The organism is Clostridium cadaveris, from assembly GCF_020911725.1.
Taxonomy (GTDB): domain Bacteria; phylum Bacillota; class Clostridia; order Clostridiales; family Clostridiaceae; genus Clostridium_X; species Clostridium_X cadaveris.
In genome coordinates this window covers 1,604,795-1,628,668 of sequence record NZ_CP076620.1, presented here as the reverse complement: position 1 = coordinate 1,628,668, position 23,874 = coordinate 1,604,795, and the positions used below count along the sequence as shown (strand labels likewise).

The 23,874-nt window shown below is 30.3% G+C and carries 23 protein-coding genes; all 23 read right to left on the bottom strand.

Going from position 1 to position 23,874, the window contains the following annotated elements:
- Positions 1-2 precede the first annotated feature (2 nt).
- The 23 genes from der to udk all read right to left on the bottom strand — a co-directional run bounded on the left by der (position 3) and on the right by udk (position 23,873).
- The gene (gene der, locus KQH81_RS07570; protein WP_027638176.1) at positions 3-1,319 is read right to left on the bottom strand and encodes a ribosome biogenesis GTPase Der; all 1,317 of its coding nucleotides are present in this window, start codon (positions 1,317-1,319) and stop codon (positions 3-5) included.
- Positions 1,320-1,321: 2 nt separating this feature from the next.
- Positions 1,322-2,656 carry a DUF512 domain-containing protein gene (locus tag KQH81_RS07565; RefSeq protein WP_324783008.1) on the bottom strand — a complete coding sequence of 445 codons (1,335 nt, stop codon included), beginning with the start codon at positions 2,654-2,656 and terminating at the stop codon, positions 1,322-1,324.
- A gap of 82 nt (positions 2,657-2,738) precedes the next feature.
- Positions 2,739-3,395: a phosphate signaling complex protein PhoU gene (gene phoU / locus KQH81_RS07560; protein ID WP_027638178.1), complete on the bottom strand. Its 657-nt coding sequence runs from the start codon at positions 3,393-3,395 to the stop codon at positions 2,739-2,741.
- A gap of 18 nt (positions 3,396-3,413) precedes the next feature.
- Positions 3,414-4,166: a phosphate ABC transporter ATP-binding protein PstB gene (gene pstB, locus KQH81_RS07555; RefSeq protein ID WP_027638179.1), complete on the bottom strand. Its 753-nt coding sequence runs from the start codon at positions 4,164-4,166 to the stop codon at positions 3,414-3,416.
- Between the two features lie 14 nt (positions 4,167-4,180).
- Positions 4,181-5,065: a phosphate ABC transporter permease PstA gene (pstA, locus tag KQH81_RS07550; protein ID WP_027638180.1), complete on the bottom strand. Its 885-nt coding sequence runs from the start codon at positions 5,063-5,065 to the stop codon at positions 4,181-4,183.
- Complete coding sequence (gene pstC, locus KQH81_RS07545; protein ID WP_027638181.1) at positions 5,065-5,958, bottom strand: phosphate ABC transporter permease subunit PstC; 894 nt, start codon at positions 5,956-5,958, stop codon at positions 5,065-5,067. Before pstC ends, pstA begins: the two co-directional genes overlap by 1 nt.
- Before the next feature lie 75 nt (positions 5,959-6,033).
- Positions 6,034-6,912 carry a phosphate ABC transporter substrate-binding protein gene (locus KQH81_RS07540; protein ID WP_035770514.1) on the bottom strand — a complete coding sequence of 293 codons (879 nt, stop codon included), beginning with the start codon at positions 6,910-6,912 and terminating at the stop codon, positions 6,034-6,036.
- A 157-nt stretch (positions 6,913-7,069) separates the two neighbouring features.
- Positions 7,070-8,782, bottom strand: a complete 1,713-nt coding sequence (gene pnpS, locus KQH81_RS07535; RefSeq protein ID WP_027638183.1) for a two-component system histidine kinase PnpS — start codon at positions 8,780-8,782, stop codon at positions 7,070-7,072.
- A gap of 1 nt (position 8,783) precedes the next feature.
- A complete protein-coding gene (locus KQH81_RS07530) occupies positions 8,784-9,479 on the bottom strand; it encodes a response regulator transcription factor (RefSeq protein ID WP_027638184.1) in 696 nt (231 codons plus the stop codon).
- Between the two features lie 29 nt (positions 9,480-9,508).
- On the bottom strand, positions 9,509-10,216 hold the full coding sequence (gene pgeF / locus KQH81_RS07525; RefSeq protein WP_027638185.1) for a peptidoglycan editing factor PgeF: 708 nt from the start codon (positions 10,214-10,216) through the stop codon (positions 9,509-9,511).
- A gap of 110 nt (positions 10,217-10,326) precedes the next feature.
- On the bottom strand, positions 10,327-10,782 hold the full coding sequence (gene nrdR, locus KQH81_RS07520; protein ID WP_027638186.1) for a transcriptional regulator NrdR: 456 nt from the start codon (positions 10,780-10,782) through the stop codon (positions 10,327-10,329).
- Positions 10,783-10,993: 211 nt separating this feature from the next.
- Positions 10,994-12,034 (bottom strand): peptidylprolyl isomerase, encoded by a 1,041-nt coding sequence (locus KQH81_RS07515; protein ID WP_074844171.1) that lies wholly within the window; start codon positions 12,032-12,034, stop codon positions 10,994-10,996.
- Positions 12,035-12,236: 202 nt separating this feature from the next.
- Entirely contained in the window at positions 12,237-12,500 is a 264-nt protein-coding gene (locus KQH81_RS07510; protein ID WP_027638188.1) for a YlmC/YmxH family sporulation protein, read from the bottom strand.
- Positions 12,501-12,604: 104 nt separating this feature from the next.
- Positions 12,605-13,378, bottom strand: a complete 774-nt coding sequence (gene sigG / locus KQH81_RS07505) for an RNA polymerase sporulation sigma factor SigG (protein ID WP_027638189.1) — start codon at positions 13,376-13,378, stop codon at positions 12,605-12,607.
- A 74-nt stretch (positions 13,379-13,452) separates the two neighbouring features.
- Positions 13,453-14,169, bottom strand: coding sequence for an RNA polymerase sporulation sigma factor SigE (gene sigE / locus KQH81_RS07500; RefSeq protein WP_027638190.1), 717 nt, complete (start codon positions 14,167-14,169; stop codon positions 13,453-13,455).
- A 12-nt stretch (positions 14,170-14,181) separates the two neighbouring features.
- Positions 14,182-14,985: a sigma-E processing peptidase SpoIIGA gene (locus KQH81_RS07495; RefSeq protein WP_027638191.1), complete on the bottom strand. Its 804-nt coding sequence runs from the start codon at positions 14,983-14,985 to the stop codon at positions 14,182-14,184.
- A gap of 446 nt (positions 14,986-15,431) precedes the next feature.
- Positions 15,432-16,556: a cell division protein FtsZ gene (ftsZ, locus tag KQH81_RS07490; RefSeq protein ID WP_027638192.1), complete on the bottom strand. Its 1,125-nt coding sequence runs from the start codon at positions 16,554-16,556 to the stop codon at positions 15,432-15,434.
- A gap of 15 nt (positions 16,557-16,571) precedes the next feature.
- Positions 16,572-17,798: a cell division protein FtsA gene (ftsA, locus tag KQH81_RS07485; protein ID WP_027638193.1), complete on the bottom strand. Its 1,227-nt coding sequence runs from the start codon at positions 17,796-17,798 to the stop codon at positions 16,572-16,574.
- Positions 17,799-18,011: 213 nt separating this feature from the next.
- Positions 18,012-19,286, bottom strand: a complete 1,275-nt coding sequence (locus KQH81_RS07480) for a glycosyltransferase family 2 protein (protein WP_035770516.1) — start codon at positions 19,284-19,286, stop codon at positions 18,012-18,014.
- A 258-nt stretch (positions 19,287-19,544) separates the two neighbouring features.
- Positions 19,545-20,600: a type IV pilus twitching motility protein PilT gene (locus KQH81_RS07475; RefSeq protein ID WP_027638195.1), complete on the bottom strand. Its 1,056-nt coding sequence runs from the start codon at positions 20,598-20,600 to the stop codon at positions 19,545-19,547.
- Positions 20,601-20,737: 137 nt separating this feature from the next.
- Positions 20,738-21,442, bottom strand: a complete 705-nt coding sequence (sigK, locus tag KQH81_RS07470; protein WP_027638196.1) for an RNA polymerase sporulation sigma factor SigK — start codon at positions 21,440-21,442, stop codon at positions 20,738-20,740.
- 75 nt (positions 21,443-21,517) lie between these two features.
- Complete coding sequence (locus tag KQH81_RS07465) at positions 21,518-23,197, bottom strand: penicillin-binding transpeptidase domain-containing protein (RefSeq protein WP_027638197.1); 1,680 nt, start codon at positions 23,195-23,197, stop codon at positions 21,518-21,520.
- Between the two features lie 52 nt (positions 23,198-23,249).
- Positions 23,250-23,873, bottom strand: coding sequence for a uridine kinase (gene udk / locus KQH81_RS07460; protein ID WP_027638198.1), 624 nt, complete (start codon positions 23,871-23,873; stop codon positions 23,250-23,252).
- Between the last annotated feature and the right edge of the window lies 1 nt (position 23,874).

The window sequence follows — 23,874 nt, the reverse complement described above, 5'->3', positions numbered from 1 at the left end:
TTTTATTCCTTCCTTTCTCTGAACTCCATCTTTATACCTGTTCCTTTGAAGTCAAAGCTGCTTCTCAATTGATTTTCCAAGTATCTTTGGTAAGAAAAGTGAATAGTATTTTTGTCATTTACAAAGAACACGAAAGTTGGAGGTTCTGTTCCTATTTGAGTAACGTAATAAATCTTTAGTCTCTTAAGAGCTACTATAGGAGGCTCTTTCATAAGCACTGCCTTACTTATTACATCATTTAATATTCCTGTAGAAATTCTCTTTCTATAGTTATCATAACATTCTTTAGCAAGCTCTAAAACCTTATGAGCTCTTTGTCCGGTTTTAGCTGATATAAATAAATACGGTGCATAGCTTAAGAAATTAAGATTCATTTGAAGATCTTTTTTGTATCTATCTAAAGTTTTATCATCTTTTTCTATAAGATCCCATTTATTGACTAAGACCATTATGGCTTTATTTAATTCATGAGCATAACCAATAATCTTTTCATCTTGATCTGTAACACCTTCTTCAGCATCTATCATAAGTATACATACTTGACTTCTTTCTATAGCTGCTAAAGTTCTAACTACACTATATCTCTCTATTTCTTCTTTTATTTTGCTCTTTCTTCTAAGACCTGCTGTATCAATTAATGTAAATTTTCCAAAATCGGTTTCTATAGTACTGTCAATGGCGTCTCTTGTAGTACCTGGAATATTAGATACTATAGCTCTTTCCTCTCCAGCTAATTTATTGATAAGAGAGGATTTCCCTACATTTGGTTTACCAACTAAAGCTATCTTTATGTTTTCTTCATCCTCATCTTCTTCTGGAATATTTTTAAATTCTCCAACTACTACATCAAGCATATCTCCAAGACCTAATCCTTGAGATGCAGAAATAGTGACTGGATCACCAATGCCTAAGTTATAAAACTCATAAGCATTATCTTCTTCTTTTAAAGAATCTATTTTGTTTACAACAAGGACTATTGGCTTTTTGCTCTTTCTAAGCATATGAGCTACTTCATGATCAGCTGCTGTAAGCCCTTCTTTTCCATCAACTATAAATACTATTACATCTGATGTCTCTATAGCTATTTGTGCCTGTCTTCTCATTTGAGCAACTATTACATCACTGCTTTCCGGCTCTATTCCGCCAGTGTCTATCATTGTAAACTTGTTATTAAGCCACTCGCCTTCTGCATACACTCTGTCTCTAGTAACACCAGGTGTATCTTCTACTATTGAGATTCTTTTTCCTGCTATTTTATTGAATAAAGTTGATTTTCCTACATTTGGCCTTCCTACAAAAGCCACTATTGGTTTAGACATTCTTATTCTTCCTCCCCGATACCGTTTATAGCTTCAATTAAGTCATCTCCAGTATACTCACATAAGATAACTTTAATTTTTAATGCTTCTTCTAATTCTTCTACTGTAATATCATCTAAAAATACCCTTTCATTTGCTCTTAGCATATTTTTAGGTATCACTAAATAGTCTCCTAGATTTTTATCTTTTAGTTGATCTATTATGTCGCTAGCCGTTATAAGACCTGCTACAGTTATAGTCTCTCCAAAAAAGTTGTTTTTAATTTTTTCCACTTGAACATTTAAGTTAGAATTTTTATTTTCTATCTTTGATGCTACATTCTTTATTTCATCATATGCAGAAGTTCCTGTTACAAAAGTTATTTTGCCTTTTAAAGAATCCTTTAAGGAATCTATGGTTCCATCAATAACTCTTCTGAGGTATCTGATCATACCTATTCCATCTTCAATCTGCTCATAATCACCATAAAATTCGTCTTCTGGCACATCAATTCCTGCCATAACGTAGAATTCATCAGCAAGCCTTACAAAAGGCGTCCCAATTTCTTTTATGTATTTATTTTGGACATCTTCGAGATTTTTAATCTCCCAAAGTGCCATTTCTTTTTCATAAGTTTTAAGAGGATATAATCCTTCTCTGTACTTAGTCACTCCTACAGGGACAGCTGCTATATTATTTATATAGGGATATAACTTATATAAATCATTTACAGTTCTTATAAGTTCTTCTCCATTGTTGAGACCCGGACATACTACTATTTGAGTATTCATATGTATACCAGCTTCAGCTAGTTTTTTAAGCCTCTCATAAACATTCCCAGCAAATCTGTTATTGAGCATCTTTTTTCTAAGCTCGCTATTAGTTGTATGAACAGAAACATTTATAGGACTTATTCTATACTTGATTATTCTATCTATGTCTTCATCCTTCATATTTGTAAGGGTAACAAAATTACCTTGAAGAAATGAAAGTCTTGAATCATCATCTTTAAAATATAAAGTATTTCTCATTCCTTTTGGGAGCTGATCTATAAAGCAAAACACACATTTATTGCTACAGCTCTTTGCCTTATCCATTATTCCACTTTCAAAATCTATTCCCAAATCTTCATCATAATCTTTTTCTATTTCATAAACCCAAACTTCACCATTGGATTTTTCTACCTCTATCTCTAGATAATCATCTGAAGTTAAAAATCTATAATCTATTATATCAGTAATTTTATTATCATTGATTGATAAAATCACATCTCCTACTTCTAAACCTACTTCATCACCTATTGATCCAGGGCTTATACTTCTTATTTTTGCACTCATATTATCACCCCTTAAAGTTATATTCCATCATTATGATATCATACATTAATTGATATATTTAGTCAAATAAAAAAAGCATACAGCTTATGCCATATGCTAATTATTAGTCATTTAGATCTGCTACCTCTCCTGTTACAAGATATATGGTAGCTTCACAGATATTTGTTGCATGATCTGCTATTCTTTCTAAGAACTTGCATACGAATAGAAATTGACTGCATTGATGTATCAAACTTTGATCCTTTGTCATTAACTTTATAAGTTCTGTAAATATGGAACTATATAATTCGTCAATTTCATCATCAAGCTTACAAGTTTCATAAGCCATAGTTTCACTGGTTTCTATATATGCATCTATAGATTTTCTAATCATATTTAAAGTAAGCTTTGCCATTTTAGGTAGGTCTATAAGCTGCTTTGCATAAACTTCTCCGCTTACTCTCTTTACGATTTTAGCAATGTCTACAGCATGATCCGACATTCTTTCAAGGTCTGTAACTATCTTTGTGGCTGTAAAAATGTTTCTCAAATCCTTTGCTAGTGGCTGCTCTCTTCCTATAAGCATTATACATTTAGTGTCTATCTCTACTTCAAGTTTATCAACTAAATCGTCATCCTTTATTACCATATCAGCTAAGTTGTCATCATGATTAACTAAAGCTTCAATTGATGAATAAATTTGTTTTTCCACTATACTGCTCATTCTTAATAAATCATTGTGTAAGTTTTGTAATTCAATATCAAAAGATCCTCTAGTCATAAAAATGCCCCTTTCTTTTTAACCAAATCTACCTGTTATATAGTCTTCAGTTCTCTTATCTCTAGGGTTGTAGAAAATATCTTCTGTTTTTCCGCTTTCTATTATATTTCCATTTAGGAAAAATACTGTGTCATCAGATATTCTTCCTGCCTGCTGCATATTATGAGTCACAATAACTACTGTGTACTTTTTCTTTAAAGTATCCATAAGTTCCTCTATTTTTAGAGTTGATATAGGGTCTAAGGCTGAAGTTGGTTCATCCATTAAAAGAACCTCTGGTTCAACAGCTAAAACTCTCGCTATGCATAATCTTTGTTGCTGTCCTCCTGATAATCCATAGGCATTCTTTTTAAGTTTATCCTTGACTTCATCCCATAATGCCGCACCTTTTAAGCTCTTTTCTACTATTTCATCTAATTTACTTTTATTTTTTATTCCGTGAATTCTAGGTCCATAAGCTATATTATCATAAATAGACATTTGAAATGGATTTGGTCTTTGGAAAACCATACCCACATTTTTTCTAAGTTCTATTACATCATAATCCTTATCATATATATTGTTATTTTCATATAGCACTGCACCTTCAATTCTTACATTTTCTATAAGATCATTCATTCTGTTTAAACTTCTTAAAAAAGTAGACTTTCCACATCCTGAAGGTCCTATAAGTGCAGTGACTTTTTCTTTCTCTATATTTAAATTTATATCCTTAAGTGCTTGATTCTTTCCATAAAATAAGTTTAAGTTATTAGTTTTTATGATATCCATATTAAAAATCCCTCCTACTTGGCCCCTCTATATTTTTCGTATATCTTATTGCTTAAAATTCTTGATATTACATTAAATAATAAAACCATTATTATAAGTACTGCTGCAGATTTATTTGCTATAGCTGCTGCATCTGGAAGATTAGCTTCAGAATTCAATTTCCAGATATATACTGATAATGTTTCTGCCGGTCTAAAAATATTAAAGGGATTTGCTTTGCTTGTTATTGAAGCCGCAAAATTTAAGCTAGGAGCACTCATTCCTGCTGTATATAACAAGGCCGCTGCTTCTCCAAATATTCTTCCTGCTGCTAGTATTATTCCAGTTAAAATTTGCGGAAATGCCGCTGGAAGTAAAACCTTAACTATAGTCTGCCATTTAGTTGCTCCCATACCAAGGCTCGCTTCACTGTATTTTGAAGCTACATCCCTTATAGCATTTTCGCTTACTCTTGTTAAAGATGGCAGATTTAATATTGTTATAGCTAAAGCTCCTCCTATAATCGTAAATCCCCATCCTGTTGCATTTACGAATATAAGCAATCCAAACAAACCTACTACTATAGAAGGCAGTGATGCCATTGTTTCTATACTTAACCTTATTATATTTAGGAATTTACCCTCTTTAGCATATTGGGATAAATATATTCCTGCACCTATACCTAAAGGAATGCTTATTACAAGGGTAAGTATGAGAATATAGAAAGAGTTGAATAGTTGAATTCCTATCCCTCCTCCAGCTTCCCCAAGTTTAGGTTTACCAAAAAGAAACTGTGGTTCCCAGAATCCTACTCCTCTATAGAGTATTATTCCTATAAGCAATACTAATAATGCAACTACTAAAAAGGAAATGATATAAAGAACTGAAGTCCAAATCCTATCTATTTTCTTTGCGTTCATTATTTTACCTCACTCCTTTTCCCAATATACTTTATAATTATTATAAATATGAAAGATATTAAAAGTAACAAGGCAGCTAAAGACCATAAAGCATTATTCCAAAGGCTTCCTGAAGCTGTATTTGCCATCTCCATAGTTAAGATACCAGTAAGAGTTGAAGTTGTATCTAATATACTTCCTGGAAACTTTACTGAATTACCTATAACCATTTGAACAGCTAAAGCTTCCCCAAAAGCTCTAGCTATACCAAGTACAATTCCAGTAAATATTCCACTTTTAGCTGCTGGAAGAACTACTTTACTTATAGTCTGCCATCTAGTAGCCCCTAGTCCATAAGAAGCTTCTAAATAATCTTTAGAAACTACTGCTAGAGCATCAGATGCAAGAGTAGCTATAGTTGGAAGTATCATTATGCTAAGAACTATAATACCTGCTAAAAGACTGAATCCTAATCCTCCTGACGTATGTTTTATTATAGGCACTAAAAAACTTATTCCTATCCAACCATAAACTACTGACGGTATACCTACAAATAGTTCTAATGCCGGCTTGATAAATCTATTTCCAAGCTTGGGCGAAATAAAGTTAGTGAACAAAGCAAGAGCTATTGCTATAGGTGCACTTACTACTATAGCTCCAAGAGAAACCAGCGTTGATCCTACTATGAAGACAAGTGCTCCAAATCTTGGTGTATCTGCATCTGGGCTCCAGCTTGAAGAGAATAGAAAATCTTTAAGGCTTATTGATCCATCTAAAAAAATTGTAATTCCTTTTGAAAATACAAATCCTAGTATTGCCAGTGTAAGTACAACTATTAATATTCCACAGCTCTTTGCATAAATCATCCCTAGATATTCATTTTTAAATTTTGAGATTTTATTATTCTTTTTCATATTCTCAACCTCTATATTTTCATATTAACTTATATTTAAAAAATAGTGGTTAGTCCAAAGACTAACCATTAAAACTTATTTAAATTCGCTCATTGGTATATATCCTTCTTTTATGATAGTATCCTTAGTTTCATCACTTGTTATATAATCGATATATGCCTTAACAGCACCTTTTGGCTCTCCCTTTGTTATCATATACTCATATGCCCAGAATGGATATTTGTTTGATGATATGTTTTCTGTTGTTGGATCAACTCCGTTGATTTTTAAAAGCTTTAGGCCTTCTTTTTCCGAGTCATTTCTTAAGTTTGATAATGCTACATAAGATATTGCTCCACTTGTATCCTTAACTGTTTTCTTTGCTGCTGATGTTGAATCCTGAGTTAATCCTAAACCCTCTTTTTCATCTTTATCTTTCAATATAGTATCTTTAAAAGTTGCTCTTGTTCCTGATGACTTAGATCTATTTACTACGTTTATGGGAAGATCTGATCCTCCAACTTCTTTCCAGTTAGTAACTTTTCCAGTGAAAATATCTTGTATCTGTTCAGTTGTCAAATTTTCTACTGCTACATCTTTATTTACCACTAAAGCAAAACCTATTGCACAAACCTTATTGTTTACTAATTCCTTCAATACATTCTCATCACTTATTTTCTTCTTTGCTTCTACATCTGAATTTCCAATTTGTACGCTTCCTTCTGATACTTGAGTTATACCTACACCACTTCCTCCACCTTGAACGCTTATTGTTACATCCGGATATTTTTCAGTGAACATCTTTCCAGTCTTTTCTGCTAGAGGCTGAAGTGCTGTTGAACCAACTGCAAGTATATCCCCAGATATCTTATCACTGCCATCTGCTCCTTCATTTTTAGATCCACAAGCCGCAAAACTTGTTCCTAATGCAGCTACCGCTAATACCATACACAATCTTTTCACTCTTTTATTCATATATAACCCCTCCGTGCTTTCTATCTATTTTTATTAGTTTTCTTCTTTACAAGATTTATTATGCACCATTAGAGTTAACTGAATATTATTCTAAGGTTAATTAAAATTAACATAGTTTAATACTGGGTAAAAAAGTTTATAATAAAAAAACACCAGCTTAGATGCTGGTGTTCATTTCAGGAAGCATTATTATAAATTCACTTCCTTTACCTAATTCACTTTTTATTTCTATATTGCCCTTAAATTCTAATACTATATGTTTAACAATTGCAAGACCAAGTCCCGTTCCTCCTGCTGCCCTAGATCTCGTTTTATCAACTCTATAGAATCTCTCGAAAAGTCTAGGTATATGATCACTTGGTATTCCTACCCCCTGATCTTTTATGCTTATATTTACAAATCCATTTTCAGTTGAAGCTGAAACCCAAACTTTTGATCCTTTATCAGAATACTTTATAGCATTATCTATAAGATTTATCATCATCTGCTTAAATCTATCTTTACTTCCAAATATATGATTAACTTCGTCACAATTGTAGATTATATCTATATTTTTAGTTTTAGAACTATTTCTCATTATATAGCATATAGATGAAAGTTCTTCTTTAACATTGATTTCTTCAACAACTTCATCCTTATGCTGTTCTATATTAGAAAGTGTTAAAATATCTTCTATAAGCCTTGTAAGCCTCTCTGCTTCGTCGTTTATTATTCCTAAAAACTTTTCTTTGTTTTTTTCATCATTTACATATTTTAATGTTTCTGCAAATCCTTTTATTGATGTGAGTGGAGTCTTTAATTCATGAGAAACATTGGCTACAAATTCAGATCTCATATTTTCAAGCCTCTTTACATCAGTTACATCTTGAACCGCAGCAACGGTACCAATTAACCCACCATCACTTATTATATCTGTAGTTCTTACTCTTAATATTCTTTCCTTAGGCCAGAGAATTTTTATTTCCCTATATCCATCATGCTCGTTTGTAAATACACCTTCAAGTTCAAAATCTCTTATGTGATCCATAAGATTTTCTCCAATTATGTTACGTTCTATTCCAAATACCTCTTTAGCATAGGGATTCATAATTATTATTTTATGGTTTTTATCAATAGCAACAACACCACTATCCATACTTTTAAGTATTGCCTCTAGTTTATTTTGTCTATCAGTTGCTTCTCCTAAAGATATCTCAAGCTTATCAGCCATATTATTAAATGTATTGGCAAGTTTCCCTATTTCATCGTTAGATTGTATGTTTGCTCTTCTTTTAAGATCTCCCTTTGCAATTCTAGATGTTACAAATTGAAGTTCATTTAAAGGTTCAACTATAGCATGAGTAAGTTTTGTTGTAAATACTATAGCAAGCAATATTACAACTACTATAGCTCCTATGTAATATTGTGTATAGTCACTTTTTAATATATATACATTATCAACGGCTATTGAAGACCTTATTATATCTCCATTTTTCATAAGGGTCGCATAGTAAATCATATTTTTATTTAAAGTATCACTAAATCTAGTACTGCTTCCCTCACCATTTTTTATTGCCTTTTCTACTTCTTCTCTTGAAAGGTGGTTATTTGCCCTTTCAAAATCGCCATCACTATCAAAAATAACTGTTCCATCTGATTTTATATATGTTATTCTAATTGGTGAATCTTCGTATATACTTCTTAAAAACTGGATAACACTTTCATCATCTTGAGCTTCTATACTTTTTACAACCACTGAATTTGCAAGTTTTAAATCTTGTTTAGTATTTTCCATATGCTGATAATTAAAAATCACCATAAAAAGCCCACCTACTATAAGCAGACTTATTATTATTGTAGCTAATATAGATATAAGTACTTTTTTACGCATATTATTCACCACTGTTAAAACGGTATCCTATACCTCTCACTGTCTCTATATATTTAGGACTCTTGTCATCATCTTCTACCTTTTGTCTCAAGTGTCTTATATGAACGTCTACAGTTCTTGTTTCTCCTATATATTCATATCCCCATATCTTATCTAATAAGAAATCCCTAGTCATAACTCTCCCCTTGTTTTTTATCAGAATTTCTAGAAGTTCGAATTCTTTTAAAGTAAGGTCTATCTTTGTATCATCTTTTAGAATTTCATGTTTGTTAAAATCAATAGATATATTCGAGAATTTGTAAATGTGATCAGGCATACTACTGCTAGTTCTTCTTATTAAAGCTTTAACTCTTGCTATTAATTCTCTTATGGAAAATGGTTTCGTTATATAATCGTCTGCTCCAAGTTCAAGTCCAAGTATCTTGTCTACCTCTTCTCCTTTAGCTGTTATCATGATAACAGGAATATTAGCTATGACACTATCTTTTCTTATCTCTTTACAGATATCATATCCATCCATGCCTGGAAGCATTATATCTAGAAGTATGAGTCTAGGGCTTTCCTCTCTTATTATTCTTAAAGCATCTATTCCATTAGTAGCTGTAAGTGTTTCATAACCTGAATTTTCTAAATTAAATTTAATAAGCTCAATTATATGTTCCTCATCATCTACTATTAAGATTTTGTCATCCTTCATAAATTTATCCTCCAATCAAATAATGGATATTATTTCATATATATAAAAGAAAACATTCTTCCGCTTTGTTCTCTGTCCCTTCTATAAGAGTGAAACTTTACATCACTGCTGCAAAAAGTACAGTATTCCATAGTTATTATGTTCTCCTTTAAAACTCCCTCATTAAGAGCTTGTAATATAATAGCTTTTTCCATATCTAAATTTCGTCCTTTAAATATAGAGACTCCTTTAAATATATCCTTCTCGTTAAACTTTTCAACAACATCATTACCTATTTCATAACAACAGCTTTTATTATGCGGACCTATAACAATCTTCATAGTCTTTGGATTACCGCCTTTTTGTATTAAGAATTTTATACCCTCTTTTAAAATGTTATCCACTGTTCCCTTCCAACCACTATGTAGAGCTGCAATAAGATTATTTTCATAATCATAAACAAGTATAGGCACACAATCAGCAGTAAATACAGCTATTCCAAGATTCATTTTCTCAGTATATAATCCATCACCTATATCTTCTTTTGAGTTAGCATCATATACATAAGTACTGTGTATTTGCTTTAGATATGCTATGTCGTTAAGTTTATAGTAGTCCTTAAGGCAATTTAAATTCTTTTGAAAATCTATTCCCTCTCTGTTTAAGTCAAGACCATTATGAGATGTAGTAAAGATACAATTAGCACCTTCCAAATCTATTTCTATTACTTTATATCCATTTACTATGTTTTTTATCATAACTCTTCTCCCTTATTTTATCATCCTTCAACAGCTTATCCATAGCTTTAATCGTATTTTAACTTGCTTTTAACATAATTTTAAAGCCAAACTATATTAGAGTTTGGCTTCTATTTCTTTGACATTAAATTTTCAATTTCTTCCATGAAGGTATTTATATCCTTAAACTGCCTATATACAGATGCAAATCTTACATAAGCCACTTCATCTATAATCTTAAGTCGTTCCATTATCATATTGCCTATTTCTTCTGACTTAATTTCTGTAACCATATTGTTGCTCAAAACCTTTTCTATATCATTAGCTATAGTTTCTATTTGATTGCGAGAAACTGGTCTCTTTTGACAAGCTTTTATAAGACCATTAACTATTTTATTTTTATCAAAATTTTCTCTTGTAGAATCCTTTTTAATTATCAATATAGGAATATCTTCTATCTTCTCATAAGTGGTATACCTTTTACCACATTTTAAGCATTCCCTTCTTCTTCTAATGGCCATATCATCATCTGTTGATCTTGAATCTATTACCTTGCTTTCCTCGTGTGTGCAATATGGACATCTCATACCTTCACGCCCTTTTCTTAAATATAGTTTGCTAACATTATTAATTATATTAAATATATATTTTTTTATCAACTCATTATTAGAATTAGTTTTTCTATTATTAAAATTATATTAACAATATAATTTTCTACAGCCATATAAAAAAATTTTTCAACTAAAATAAGGTGCCACATTCAATGACACCTTTATATATTTAAGTTTTTCAAAATTTTTATTTTTTACTGTTAATATTCACTTTTAATCCACCTTTTAAATTATCATCATATATTTTTACATCAAACTCTTTCTTCCACTTTTCCATTTCATCTTTTAAAACTTTTGATTTTTTTTGGTTATTTAGTATCTGATTTATTTGTGATTTAACATCATTAAATTGCATCTGATCTCCTTTTTTAAAAGTAGCTCCAGCTTGAATTATATGATATCCAAATTTAGTTTTTACAGGTTTAGATATTTCACCTTCTTTTAATGGTTTCAGTCCATCTAAAAACTCTTTAATTAACTTTGAATTTTTCTCAGAAACCACTCCTATATTTTCTGCAATAGGTTTTTTATTTTCATATTTGTTATTCTCATATTTTGTATATACATCGTTAAATGTTGTTTCTTTTGATTGTATCTGATCATATAATTTTTGAGCATCTAATTCATTATCAAACAACAAATGCTTAACAAGAATTCCTTCATCATTTGCTATGAATTTTTTCTTATTTTCTTCATAATATTTTTCTTGTTCTTCTTCATTTACTTTTATATCTTTAGTTAAATTGTTTATTGTTGTTTCTCCTATAATTTTATTCTTTAAATATTCTTTAAAAGATTCATCAGTAAATCCCATCTTTTCTAATGTTTTTTTATAATCATCATCCTTGTATTTATTCTTATAGCCTTCTATTTGATTATCAACTTTTTTTGTTAATTCTTCTTGACTTGGAACTATTTTTTCTTTTTCTGCTATAGCAACCAAAATCTTTTCATTAATCATTTTATTTAATATTTTTTCTCTTTGATTTAAAATTTGTTGAGCAATTTTAGGATTATCCATATATTTTTCTCCATATTTACTTTTAAATGTATCAAGTAATTCTTTTAAATTTAAATCAACTTCTTCTAATGTAATATTTTTGCCATTAACTTTAGCTACAGCACTCTTCTTAATAGATTCTGGAGTTCTCTCTATCATGTTGCATCCTACTAAAGTAAGGATTAATCCCCCTGCTAATATAACTGCCCCTGCTTTTATTTTTTTCATTTAAAGTACCTCGTCTTTCCTTTTTTCTTTAAGCTTAATGTACTTATGTTACAGCTATGTTACATTCAAGGAAGCAACTCTTAAATGGTACTTAAATAACGCTTAAATATTTCTTATAAATATAAATGAGCATATTAAATAAATATTTTAATAATAAAAGCCTAGTTTTCAATCACATAACTTTTAAATTTTCACTATATTTCTAGAGTTCTTCTGTAATATTTTTATCATAATTAACTAAAATCACATCAACCCCTATTTTCACTACATTCTCCCATGGTATTTCTCTCATAGTTGATTTTCCAAACCAAGAAACTTTTTCTTCAGGCATCAATATTGATATTATTTGGCACTTATCACAATCAACTTTCAAATCCTTTATGTAACCTAGCTTAGCTCCCATATTTACATCTATAACTTCCATAGATCTTATATGATTTAACGAATGCATACTACTTATATCCATAACACTTCCCCCTTTACTCCTATAAAAAATATATGATTCATACTTAAAATAAATTACTAATTAATTATTATACACAAAAAAAGGACCTTGGATAACCAAGGTCACTATATGTATTTTCTCATATGTTTTAAAGCCGTTTTTTCAAGCCTAGAAACCTGAGCCTGAGAAATTCCTATTTCATCTGCCACCTCCATTTGAGTTTTACCGCTGAAAAATCGTAGATTTAATATTAATTTTTCTCTTTGATTTAATTTTTTCATTGCTTCCTTTATTGAGATATTTTCTAGCCAGCTATCATCTAAATTCTTATTATCACTTATTTGATCCATTACAAATATAGCATCTCCGCCGTCATGGTATATTGGTTCAAATAATGATACTGGATCCTGAATGGCATCTAAAGCAAAAACAACTTCTTCTCTTGGAATATTGAGTTCTTTTGCTATTTCAGATACTGTAGGTTCTTTATTGTTCTCATTTATAAACTTATCTCTTACAAGGAGAGCCCTATAAGCAATATCTCTCAAAGACCTGCTCACTCTTATAGAATTATTGTCTCTAAGATATCGTCTTATTTCTCCAATTATCATAGGAACTGCATAAGTTGAAAACCTAACATTTTGACTTAAATCAAAATTGTCTATAGCCTTCATAAGACCTATACATCCTACTTGAAATAAATCATCTACGTTTTCTCCTCTATTGTTAAATCTCTGTATAACACTTAAAACTAATCTTAAATTGCCCTTAATAAAAGTCTCTCTGGCATTAGGATCACCGTTGTGCATAGCTAGTAACAGTGACTTCATTTCTTTTTCTTTTAACACAGGTAATTTCGAGGTATTTACTCCACATATTTCCACTTTGCTAATCATCATAAGTAACCATCCCTTCAGAGTAATTCCATTAAAAATTATCTCCTTACAAGAAGGATTTTATACTAATGACAAGCTTATAACATTTTATTTATTTCTTTTCGTAGTCTACTTATTATTCTTTTTTCTAGTCTAGAAATGTAGGATTGAGATATACCAAGCATATCAGCCACTTCTTTTTGTGTCCTCTCTTTAACACCAGAAAGTCCAAATCTTAATCTTACAATTTCTTTTTCTCTTTCACTTAACTTGTCTAAGGCAACACATAAAAGCTGCTTATCAACTTCATCTTCTATTGAATTATACACAGTATCGCTTTCCGTTCCTAAAATATCTGATAACAATAATTCATTTCCATCCCAATCAGTATTTAAAGGTTCGTAAAATGATATTTCTGATTTTATTTTACTATTTCTCCTTAAATACATTAAAATTTCATTTTCAATACATCTAGATGCATAAGTGGCCAATTTTATTTTTTTCTGCGGATCAAATGTAGAAACAGCTTTTATAAGCCCTATAGTTCCAACAGAGGTTAAATCTTCTACAGCTACACCTGTATTTTCAAATTTTCTTGCTATATACACTACAAGCCTTAAATTTCTCTCTATAAGTGTACTCTTAACTTCATTATCCCCACTTACTAACTGTCCTACTAAATCCTCTTCTTCTTCTTTGGTTAAAGGTGGTGGTAATACATCATTGCTGCCCTTTATTCCTATGTAATATATCTTATTGAAAAATATTTTAAATTTAGAAAGTACTCTGTTTAAAAGTACAGATAGTTTAATCATTCTTTATTCCTCCTATATTAACCCTCGTGAAAGAAGTCCACTATATTCATTTCCTATGCTTAACTTATTTTTACAAATACATATTATCCCTTGTGTTTCTTTTACATTATTTTCATCAAAATATATTTTTATATTTTTTATTTTGTATCCAACCATATTCCCACCTTGTCCATCTACTACAGCATAGGGCACATAAAAACAGTTTTTCTTATCTAAAGGTACATCATTTACAACGCTTTCTTCTATAACCAATACGGGCAAGTTAGTAGCAGGCTCTCTAAGTTCATTGCCTGTGTCTAAAAATGCATTGAATGTCTTTGACCACCCCTCCCCTTCTACTTCAACTTTATATATAAGCTTTTTCATTATCTTCCTATCTTTTATGTAACATAATAGCCGTTTAAATAAAATATATATAAACATGATAGAAAGCATTATACGCTTATAAGAGAAATTTATAACATTTAGTTCTATAGAAAATCTATTATTTAACTCCATATCTATAAAGATACATAATCCAGCTAAAATCATCGAATACATAATATATACTATAGAGCTCTTGACTATAAATCTCCAATCTTTAATTTTAAAATATAAATATAAAAATACTGCTACAATCCCAATTTTAAAAAATACAGAGTTTAAAAATTTTTCATTTTTTAAAAATACAACTAATGTGTAAGATGCTGCAATGATGGATGGAAATATCATCTTTTTTATTTTTGGAGTGATACTCATAGTTTCACTTGTTATATACATTAAAAATAAATTCACTAAAAAATTTTCAAAAAGCAAAACATCTATATAAATCTTCATTCTTACATCACCCTCTTATTTATTATATAACCACAGCCAGTAAAATTTTGTCATTTTAAAAGGGTTAATTCTTTTTTTGTTTTACCATTTTTTTACACTATTCTTCTTGTAATTTTATCTTTATATGTGCTTTAAACAAAGGTTGATTTCATTGTTATATATTTATATTGGTATTTTAGCTAAAGCTATAGAAGGTAAAATTGTAGGAATTATTATCATTGTTAAAGAAAATTTACATAACATCGAATGATGATATGTTTATTTCAATAACTTATAGAAGATTAAGGATAAGTAAGAATTTAATGCTTGTTTCTATAAATGAATTAATAAATTTAAAATTGGACAACTTGATTGTTCATTTTTTAAACCATTTTCTATGATACTAAAAAAAGTCATGATTACATTAAATGTAATCATGACTTTCTCATATGTTTTTAATTATATTTTTATCTTCTTTGCTTTCTTAAAAAAGCTGGTATCTCCAAATCATTATCATTGAATTCACGAGTAGCTGCTGCTTCCTCATGAATTAGCTCATGTTGTACAGGAGTTTGATATGCAGGCTTTTCTTCCTGCTTAGTAGCATATGTAGTTCTTATAGGATCCATAGCTTCTTTTTCATTTTCAAATCCAGTAGCAATTACTGTAATTCTTATTTCATCTTTAAGATTTTCATCTATAACTGCTCCAAAAATTATATTAGCGTCTGGATCTGCAGCTTCTTGAACTATTTCTGCAGCTTCATTTATTTCTAAAAGACCTAAATCGCATCCACCTGTTACATTCAAAAGAACGCCTGTAGCACCTACTATAGAAGTTTCAAGTAGTGGACTTGAAATAGCCTGTTTTGCCGCATCTTGAGCTCTATTATCTCCTGTTCCCATACCAACACCCATATGAGCTAATCCTTTATCTAACATAACAGTTCTTACATCAGCAAAGTCTAGATTAACAAGTCCTGGTATTGTTATAAGATCTGATATACCTTGAACACCTTGTCTTAATATATCATCCGCTTTTTTGAATGATTCCATAAGAGTAGTCTTTTTATCAACCATAGTTAATAATCTTTCATTAGGTATAGTAACTAATGTATCAACTCTTTGTTTTAAATTTTCTATTCCCATTTCTGCATGAAGCATTCTCTTTCTTCCTTCAAATGGGAAAGGTTTTGTAACTACACCAACAGTCAAAATCCCCATTGATTTTGCTATTTCAGCAACTACTGGAGCTGCTCCCGTTCCTGTTCCTCCACCCATTCCTGCAGTTATAAATACCATATCTGCACCTTTAATTGCTTGAGATATTTCCTCTTTGCTCTCTTCAGCAGCTTTTTGTCCTACTTCTGGATTCGCTCCAGCTCCTAGTCCTTTTGTAAGCTTGTCTCCTATTTGAATCTTTTGAGTAGCATGAGAAAGCATAAGAGCCTGCTTATCAGTATTTATAGCTATAAATTCTACGTTTTTTAAACCTTCAATTATCATTCTATTGACAGCGTTATTTCCTCCGCCACCACATCCAATTACTTTTATATTTGCAAACTGCTGTACATCAACATCAAAATCTAACAACGTAATTCCTCCTCTTTAGAAATATTCCCTAAAAAACTTTCTTATTTTTAATATAGCACTTTCTCTAACATCCTCATTAGATTTATTCAAAATATCATTTTCTAAAATTAAATCTTTACTATTTAATTTTAACTCATTATACATATGTTTAACAATACCCAAAGCGTTAATTGTTAAAGGATTTTCTAAATTAATACTTTTACTATCTATTATAAAAACAGGTTTGGGGCACATACGTTTCCATATTTCCTCAGTAAATTTAAAATTACTTATACCTCCACCATAAAGTATTACATTATCAATATCATCGTATAATTTTGTTTTCTTAAGGTCATTGATAATAAATGAAATAATTTCTTCAGTTCTTGCATAAATTATTTCATCTATCATTTTCATGTCAACTTTAGTTTTCTCATCATATTGAGTAGTAAATTCTAGAACTTTATTCTCAGAATCAAACTCCGAGCTCTTTATTTTTATTTTTTCAGAATCCATTAGTGGGATATTTGTACAATATTCTATATCACTAGTTATGTTCGTTCCACCCAAAAGTATTTGAGATGAACTTAATATACACCCTTTATCATATATAGATATATTAGTTGAATCTGCACCTACATCTACTAATGCTATTGTCTCTTCTAAATCTTCTTCTCTAAGTAAAAGTTTAGATGTTCCTTCAGATTGAACTACAGATTTTATTATATTTACACTACATTTTTCTACAGCTTTATATATGTCCTTTATATAATTATAATCTGACACCGCAACCTTTACATCAACTTCCAATCTGCTTCCCCTCATTCCTAAAGGGTCATGGATATTATCCTTCTCATCTATTTTATAGCTTTGAGGTATAACATCTACAATGGTTTTGTCTCTTGACAATTTTATATCAGAAGCATTTTTTAAAACTCTTTTTATATCATCTTCAAGCACCTCATAATCGTCATTTGAAAGAGCGATTACTCCTGTTGAAGATATAAAATTGCACTTACCCGTTGGAATTCCTATATAAACCTCATCTATATATATATTAACTAAAGCTTCCATTTTAGCAATACAGGATCTTATAGAATCTGAAAGCGCATCTATTCCTGTCACAATACTCCTTTTTATTCCATAAGATTTAACAGAACAACTTGCTAAAATTTTTAGCTTACCATGCTTATCAGCTTTTCCTATAGTTCCATAAATATTTGAGGCTCCTATATCAATTCCAACAATATAACCTTTTTCCATACTTTGTATCTACCCTCCTTGCATATAGCATTAGCCTCTCCTAATATATTCAACAGAAAAATGATTTTTCCTCTAGAGATTTAAATTTATTATATGCCTTTAATAATAAACTCACCTATTATTTATTACAGTAAAATGATTATTTTGAAAATATATGTAAAATTAAGAACTTCCCCATACTTTTTTGAGGAAGTTCCTGTAAAAAAACATTTTTTAATTTACTTTTTCTAATTCTTCTATATTTACACTTCTTGTATGTTTTGTATGAGACCATTCTTTATTTTCTTTATTCATTACACCTTGTATACATATTGGAAGCCATGTTATCAAATATACTGGATATATTAAATAATATAGAATAATTTTAAGATCCAGTTTCTTCTCTAAAAATAGAATAAAAGGTGTGTATAAAAATTGTAATACCATTGCTAATAGCAAGCATGCAGCAGCAATTGTAATACCTGTTGTATTCATCATATTTATAACTTTAGTTATGGTTTCTGGTGCTGCAAATAACTGCTGAATACAATTTAATATTGTTGAAATACCTAATAGTATTGTTACGATAGGCTGAATTGAATATAAAGCACAATCAAACTTTGTAAAACTTCTTTCTTTTATGCTCATCTTCATAAGTTTAAAGAAATACCTGCTTGAAACATCTGCAAAACCTTGCATCCATCTTCTACGCTGAGCCCAAGATTGCGCCAGGCTTAAAGGTTTCTCATCATAAATTACAGCGTCGTGAGCCCATCCAACTTTATATCCATTTAAAACAAGCTTGCAAGTAAACTCTAAATCTTCAGTAAGACATGTTGCTCCCCATCCAAGTTCTTTTAATATTTGTGTGTCCATGCAAAAGCCTGTCCCACCTAATTGACTGGAAAGTCCTAGATTGTTTCTAGCTAACTGGAACATCCTATTAGTGCTCCAAAATGATATTGAATAACAAGCAGTAATCCATGTATCTTTAGGATTTTTACTATCAAGATATCCCTGAACAACTTTATATCCTTCACATAATTTATTGTTCATTGCCTTTAAAAAATTTCTAGACACTAAATTATCAGCATCTAAAATAACGATAGAATCATATTGTTTCTCTAAGCTAAATAACTTTTTAAACATCCACTCTAATGCATAGCCTTTTCCTCTAAGGTCTTTGTTAAATCTTTCGTATACGATAGCTCCTGCATTTTTAGATATAGCCGCTGTGGCATCGCTACAATTATCTGCAATTACATAAATATCATATAATTCTTTGGGATAGTCCAACTTTAGTAAACTATTTATAATTCCTTCTATTACGGCTTCTTCATTGTGAGCTGCTACTACCAAAGCAAAGCTCTTTTGTGGCTCGAAAGTATTGTTGTCTCTCTTTTTTACAAGTCCAAATAGTGATAGTATCAAATAATACATTGTTATAATGAGTACTACATTGGTAAATATAGATAACATAAACTGCATAACAGTTTTAAATGGTATCATTAACAATCCCCCCTAATTCAAAACTTATTTTATCACAAACGATTTTTAAATTCTACTAATTTAAAGGGAATGTAAGACTTAATTAAGATAAATTATAAGTAAATTGATAACTATTCTAAAAAAATCCCATTAATTCTCACTAAAAATAACACATCCTAAATTTAACTCAATATAATAGCTGCCTTAAAGTTTGAGTTTTAGACAGCTATTTTTATATGTTATATAATTTTCCCAACTTTATAAATATCATAAAATTATTTATAACAATACTAATCTTGATACCATATCTTTATCTACTGCATATGTATATAAAGTTTCTTCTGAAATTGTATTATTCTTATACAGTTCAACTAAAGCCATATCCATGGTTTTCATTCCATACTTCGAACCAGTCTGTATAAGGGATTCTATTTGATGAGTTTTTCCTTCCCTTATTAAGGACTGTATGGCTGGTGTAGCTACCATTATTTCTAAAGCTGATATTCTTCCATTTTCATCTTTCCTCGGAAGAAGCTGTTGAGATACTATTCCCTGCATAACTGCTGAAAGCTGAAGACGTATTTGCTGCTGTTGATGCTGAGGAAATACATCTATTATTCTATCTATAGTCTTTGCGGCTCCTATAGTATGTAATGTTGATAAAACTAAATGTCCTGTTTCTGCTGCGGTAATTGCAATAGATATAGTTTCTAAATCTCTCATTTCTCCTATTAAAATTACATCTGGATCTTCCCTTAAAGCTGATTTTAAAGCTGTTCTATAATTTTTAGTATCTTTGCCTATTTCTCTTTGATTGATGATTGATTTATTATGTTTGTGAAGATATTCTATAGGCTCTTCTAATGTTACAATATGTGAGCTTCTAGTAGCGTTTATTTCATTTATCATAGCAGCTAAAGTAGTGCTCTTTCCACTTCCTGTAGGACCTGTTACAACTACAAGTCCTCTTTTCTTTTCAACTAAACTCTTTAATACTTTAGGATGATTTAATTCATCTAAAGTTGAAACTTTAAGAGGTATTACTCTTATTGCAATAGCAGTACTATTTCTCTGCGTAAATATATTAACTCTAAATCTTCCAATTCCTCCTATAGAGTAAGAAGTATCTATCTCACCTTCCTCTTTATATTTATCATAACTTTCACCCAAAATTTCCTTTGCATATCTTTCTGTATCTTCAGCTGAAAGTTTATTATAATCTAATACACTTAATTCTCCATTAACTCTTATAACTGGCGGTGTACCTACTGTTAAATGTAAATCAGATGCTTTTTTATTAATAGTTATATCTAATAATTCCTTTAATAACATAATAAACTACCCCTTTATCAATAAAATGCGACTTTATTTCGTTTATATTTTGTATACTATAAATATTATTCTACAAAGTATGCTAAAATCCTTTTAAATTCTTAAAGATTCAAAGAACTTTAGCATACTTAAGTACTTTTTCAATTTTTATTTTTTCCATTTAATTCTTTGCACAACTTTTTTAAAGCCCTTTTTTCAATCCTTGATACATAGGACCTAGATATACCTAATATTACTGCTATCTCTCTCTGAGTTTTGGTCTTCCCATCTGAAAGCCCATACCTCATTTCTACTATGGCTCTTTCTCTTTCTGTTAAGCATGAATTTATGTTTTTATATAATTTTTTTATTTGAATTTTATTCTCTACAACTTCAACTATAGGATCATCATCAGTACTTAGAACATCCATTAAAGAAATTTCGTTTCCTTCTTTATCAATACCTATAGGATCTTGCAGAAAAACTTCTCCCCTGTTTTTCTTATTATTCCTTATAAGCATAAGTATTTCATTTTCAATGCATCTAGCAGCATAAGTTGCAAGCCTTGTTCCTTTATCATAATTAAATGAATCTATCGCTTTAATAAGCCCTACGGTTCCTATAGATATTAAGTCATCAACATCTCTCCCTGGATATGAATATTTTTTTACTATATGAGCTACTAGTCTTAAATTTTTCTCTATGAGAACACTCTTTGCTGCTGGATCACCTTCTTTTAGCTTAAGCAAATAATACGCTTCTTCCTTCTCATCTAATGGCTTAGGGAAAGAATTTGTGCCGCTTACATAACCTGCTAGTATATTTATGCCGCTCACCACATCTAGAAAATATTGTATAATAAACACAGTTGTTCCTCCTAATAGTGCTTATTATATAATATGTTAGATATAGCGAAAGTTTACTTATTTTTCTATTTTAAATTATTTTATATCAGTAACTTTTTCTACAATTTCTTTAAAAATAGGGGCAGCTATGGTTCCTCCACTTTCTTCGTTGGCAATATTTTCAACAAATACTACCATGGAATAGTTCTTTCCTTTGTATTTATAATATCCTGCAAACCATCCATCATAACGTTTTTCCATAACGCTGTTTCCCTTATCATCCTTCAAGTATCCGCCATTGTCATCTTTTTTAGGCTCCATCCTAGTCGCAGTTCCTGTCTTTCCTCCTAACTCAACATTTTTCACATAAGCAGCTTTCCCTGTACCATTTTCATCTCTAACTACCCTTAAAAGTTCATTTTTCATAATAGTTGCCACAGAGGTTTTAATAACTTGCTGCTTCTCTGATGTTTGAAACTCTTTAACTGTGTTAAAATCGTTGTCTTCAAGACTTCCCATGATGTAAGGTTTCACATACACGCCATTATTGACTACGGTATTTATCATCCCTAAGGCTTGAAGAGGTTCTATTCTAATGTTTTGTCCTATTGATATATTGGTAGCTCCTCCCTCATCAACCTCTGATATTACATAGTCCCCTTGAGCCTCATTATCTCCATATAAATTAAGAACTTTTGAGAAAAGTCCCTGGGCTTTAGCATATTCTATTATTTTTTTACTTCCAAGTTTATTTCCTATCTCAGCAAAAATATTATTACATGACTTTGTAAAGGCTTCTTCTACTGTTAATGTTCCGTGAGAAGTTTTACAAGGAAGATTGGGTTTGCATTCACAAGTAAATTTATCATCTAATGACACTATCCCTTCATTTAAAGCTGCTCCCAATACGATAGTTTTAAAAATAGAACCAGGACTATATCCATTTTCTGTGGCAGAAGCAAGCATTATATTAGGTTTACTGTTATCTTTCTGAGTAAGTACTCTTATTTTACCAGTATCACTATCGCAAAGAGCAACTCCTATTTGACTGTATTTCTTATATTTCTCTTGCTCTAGAACCTCTTTCACTTTTTCTTCCATAGAATCGTTTATAGTGAGTTTTAGATTGACATTATCTTTTGGAATGTTATATATACCCTCTTGAACTTTTCCTTGAGAATCTGTAGCAAAAACTATGGTAGAACTTTTATTTGCAGAAGTATACTCCGCAATTGTATTTTCGAGGCAATCTCCCTCTTTATCTTTACCATCTCTAGTTTTACTGCTTGTTAACATATTGCATATATTCCAACTACTTTTTCTATCAATAGAATTATACTTATAGCTATATACTCCATTGATATTATTTAATGAATTTATCTTATCATAGGTTTCTTTATCTACATCATAATATCTTTTTCCCTCTTTATCGCTATTCAAATCAACTGCAATATCATAATTTTTATTATAATTTTTTAAAGTGTATCTAAAAGCATATAGTTCTTCCATGGGTGTTGAACTATTATTTCTTTTAAAATCAACGGTATCAATTACAATTTTATATTTATCATCTGTTTTTAAAAGACTTTTTCCCTTGTCATCTAATACCATATAATTAATTTCACTTATATTACCTGTATGGCTATGTTGCGCTTCAGCCATGACACTTAAATTTTCACCTTTTATAATTTGAATATATAAAAGCTTGCCTATAAGAACTAAAAATATAGTTCCAAAACATATGCCTAATTTTTTTATACCTTTTTTATCTATCATAAAAAAACCCCTTTCTTTGCTAATTCTAGCCAAAGAATGGGGTTTTTATTCTCTATCTACTTTGTAATATTTGATTAATATTCGCTACAAGTAAGTCTATTGCAACTTGATTATGTCCGCCTTCTGGAATTATTATATCTGCATATTTTTTAGTAGGTTCTACAAATTGCATATGCATAGGTCTAACTACATTAAGATACTGTTCAATTACCGATTCAACAGTCCTTCCTCTTTCATTTATGTCTCTTACAAGCCTTCTTATTATTCTAACATCAGCATCTGTGTCAACATAAATCTTTATATCAAGCATATCCCTTATTCTCTTATCTTCTAAAATCATTATTCCTTCTACTATTATTATGTTTTTAGAATTTACTAAGACAGTTTCTTCTCTACGAGTATGCTTCTCAAAATCATAAATAGGTTTTTCGATACTTTTACCATCTATTAAATCCTTCAAATGACTAAGCATCAAATCTGTATCAAATGCAGATGGATGATCATAATTCGTCTTCATTCTCTCTTCAAATGGAATTCCACCTTGATTTTTATAATAAGAATCATGTTCTATCATAGCTATACAATCTTCATTAAATTTGCTGTAAATTGCTTTTGCTATAGTACTTTTACCAGATCCAGTTCCTCCGGTTATTCCTATTAAGACAGGTCTTTTCATA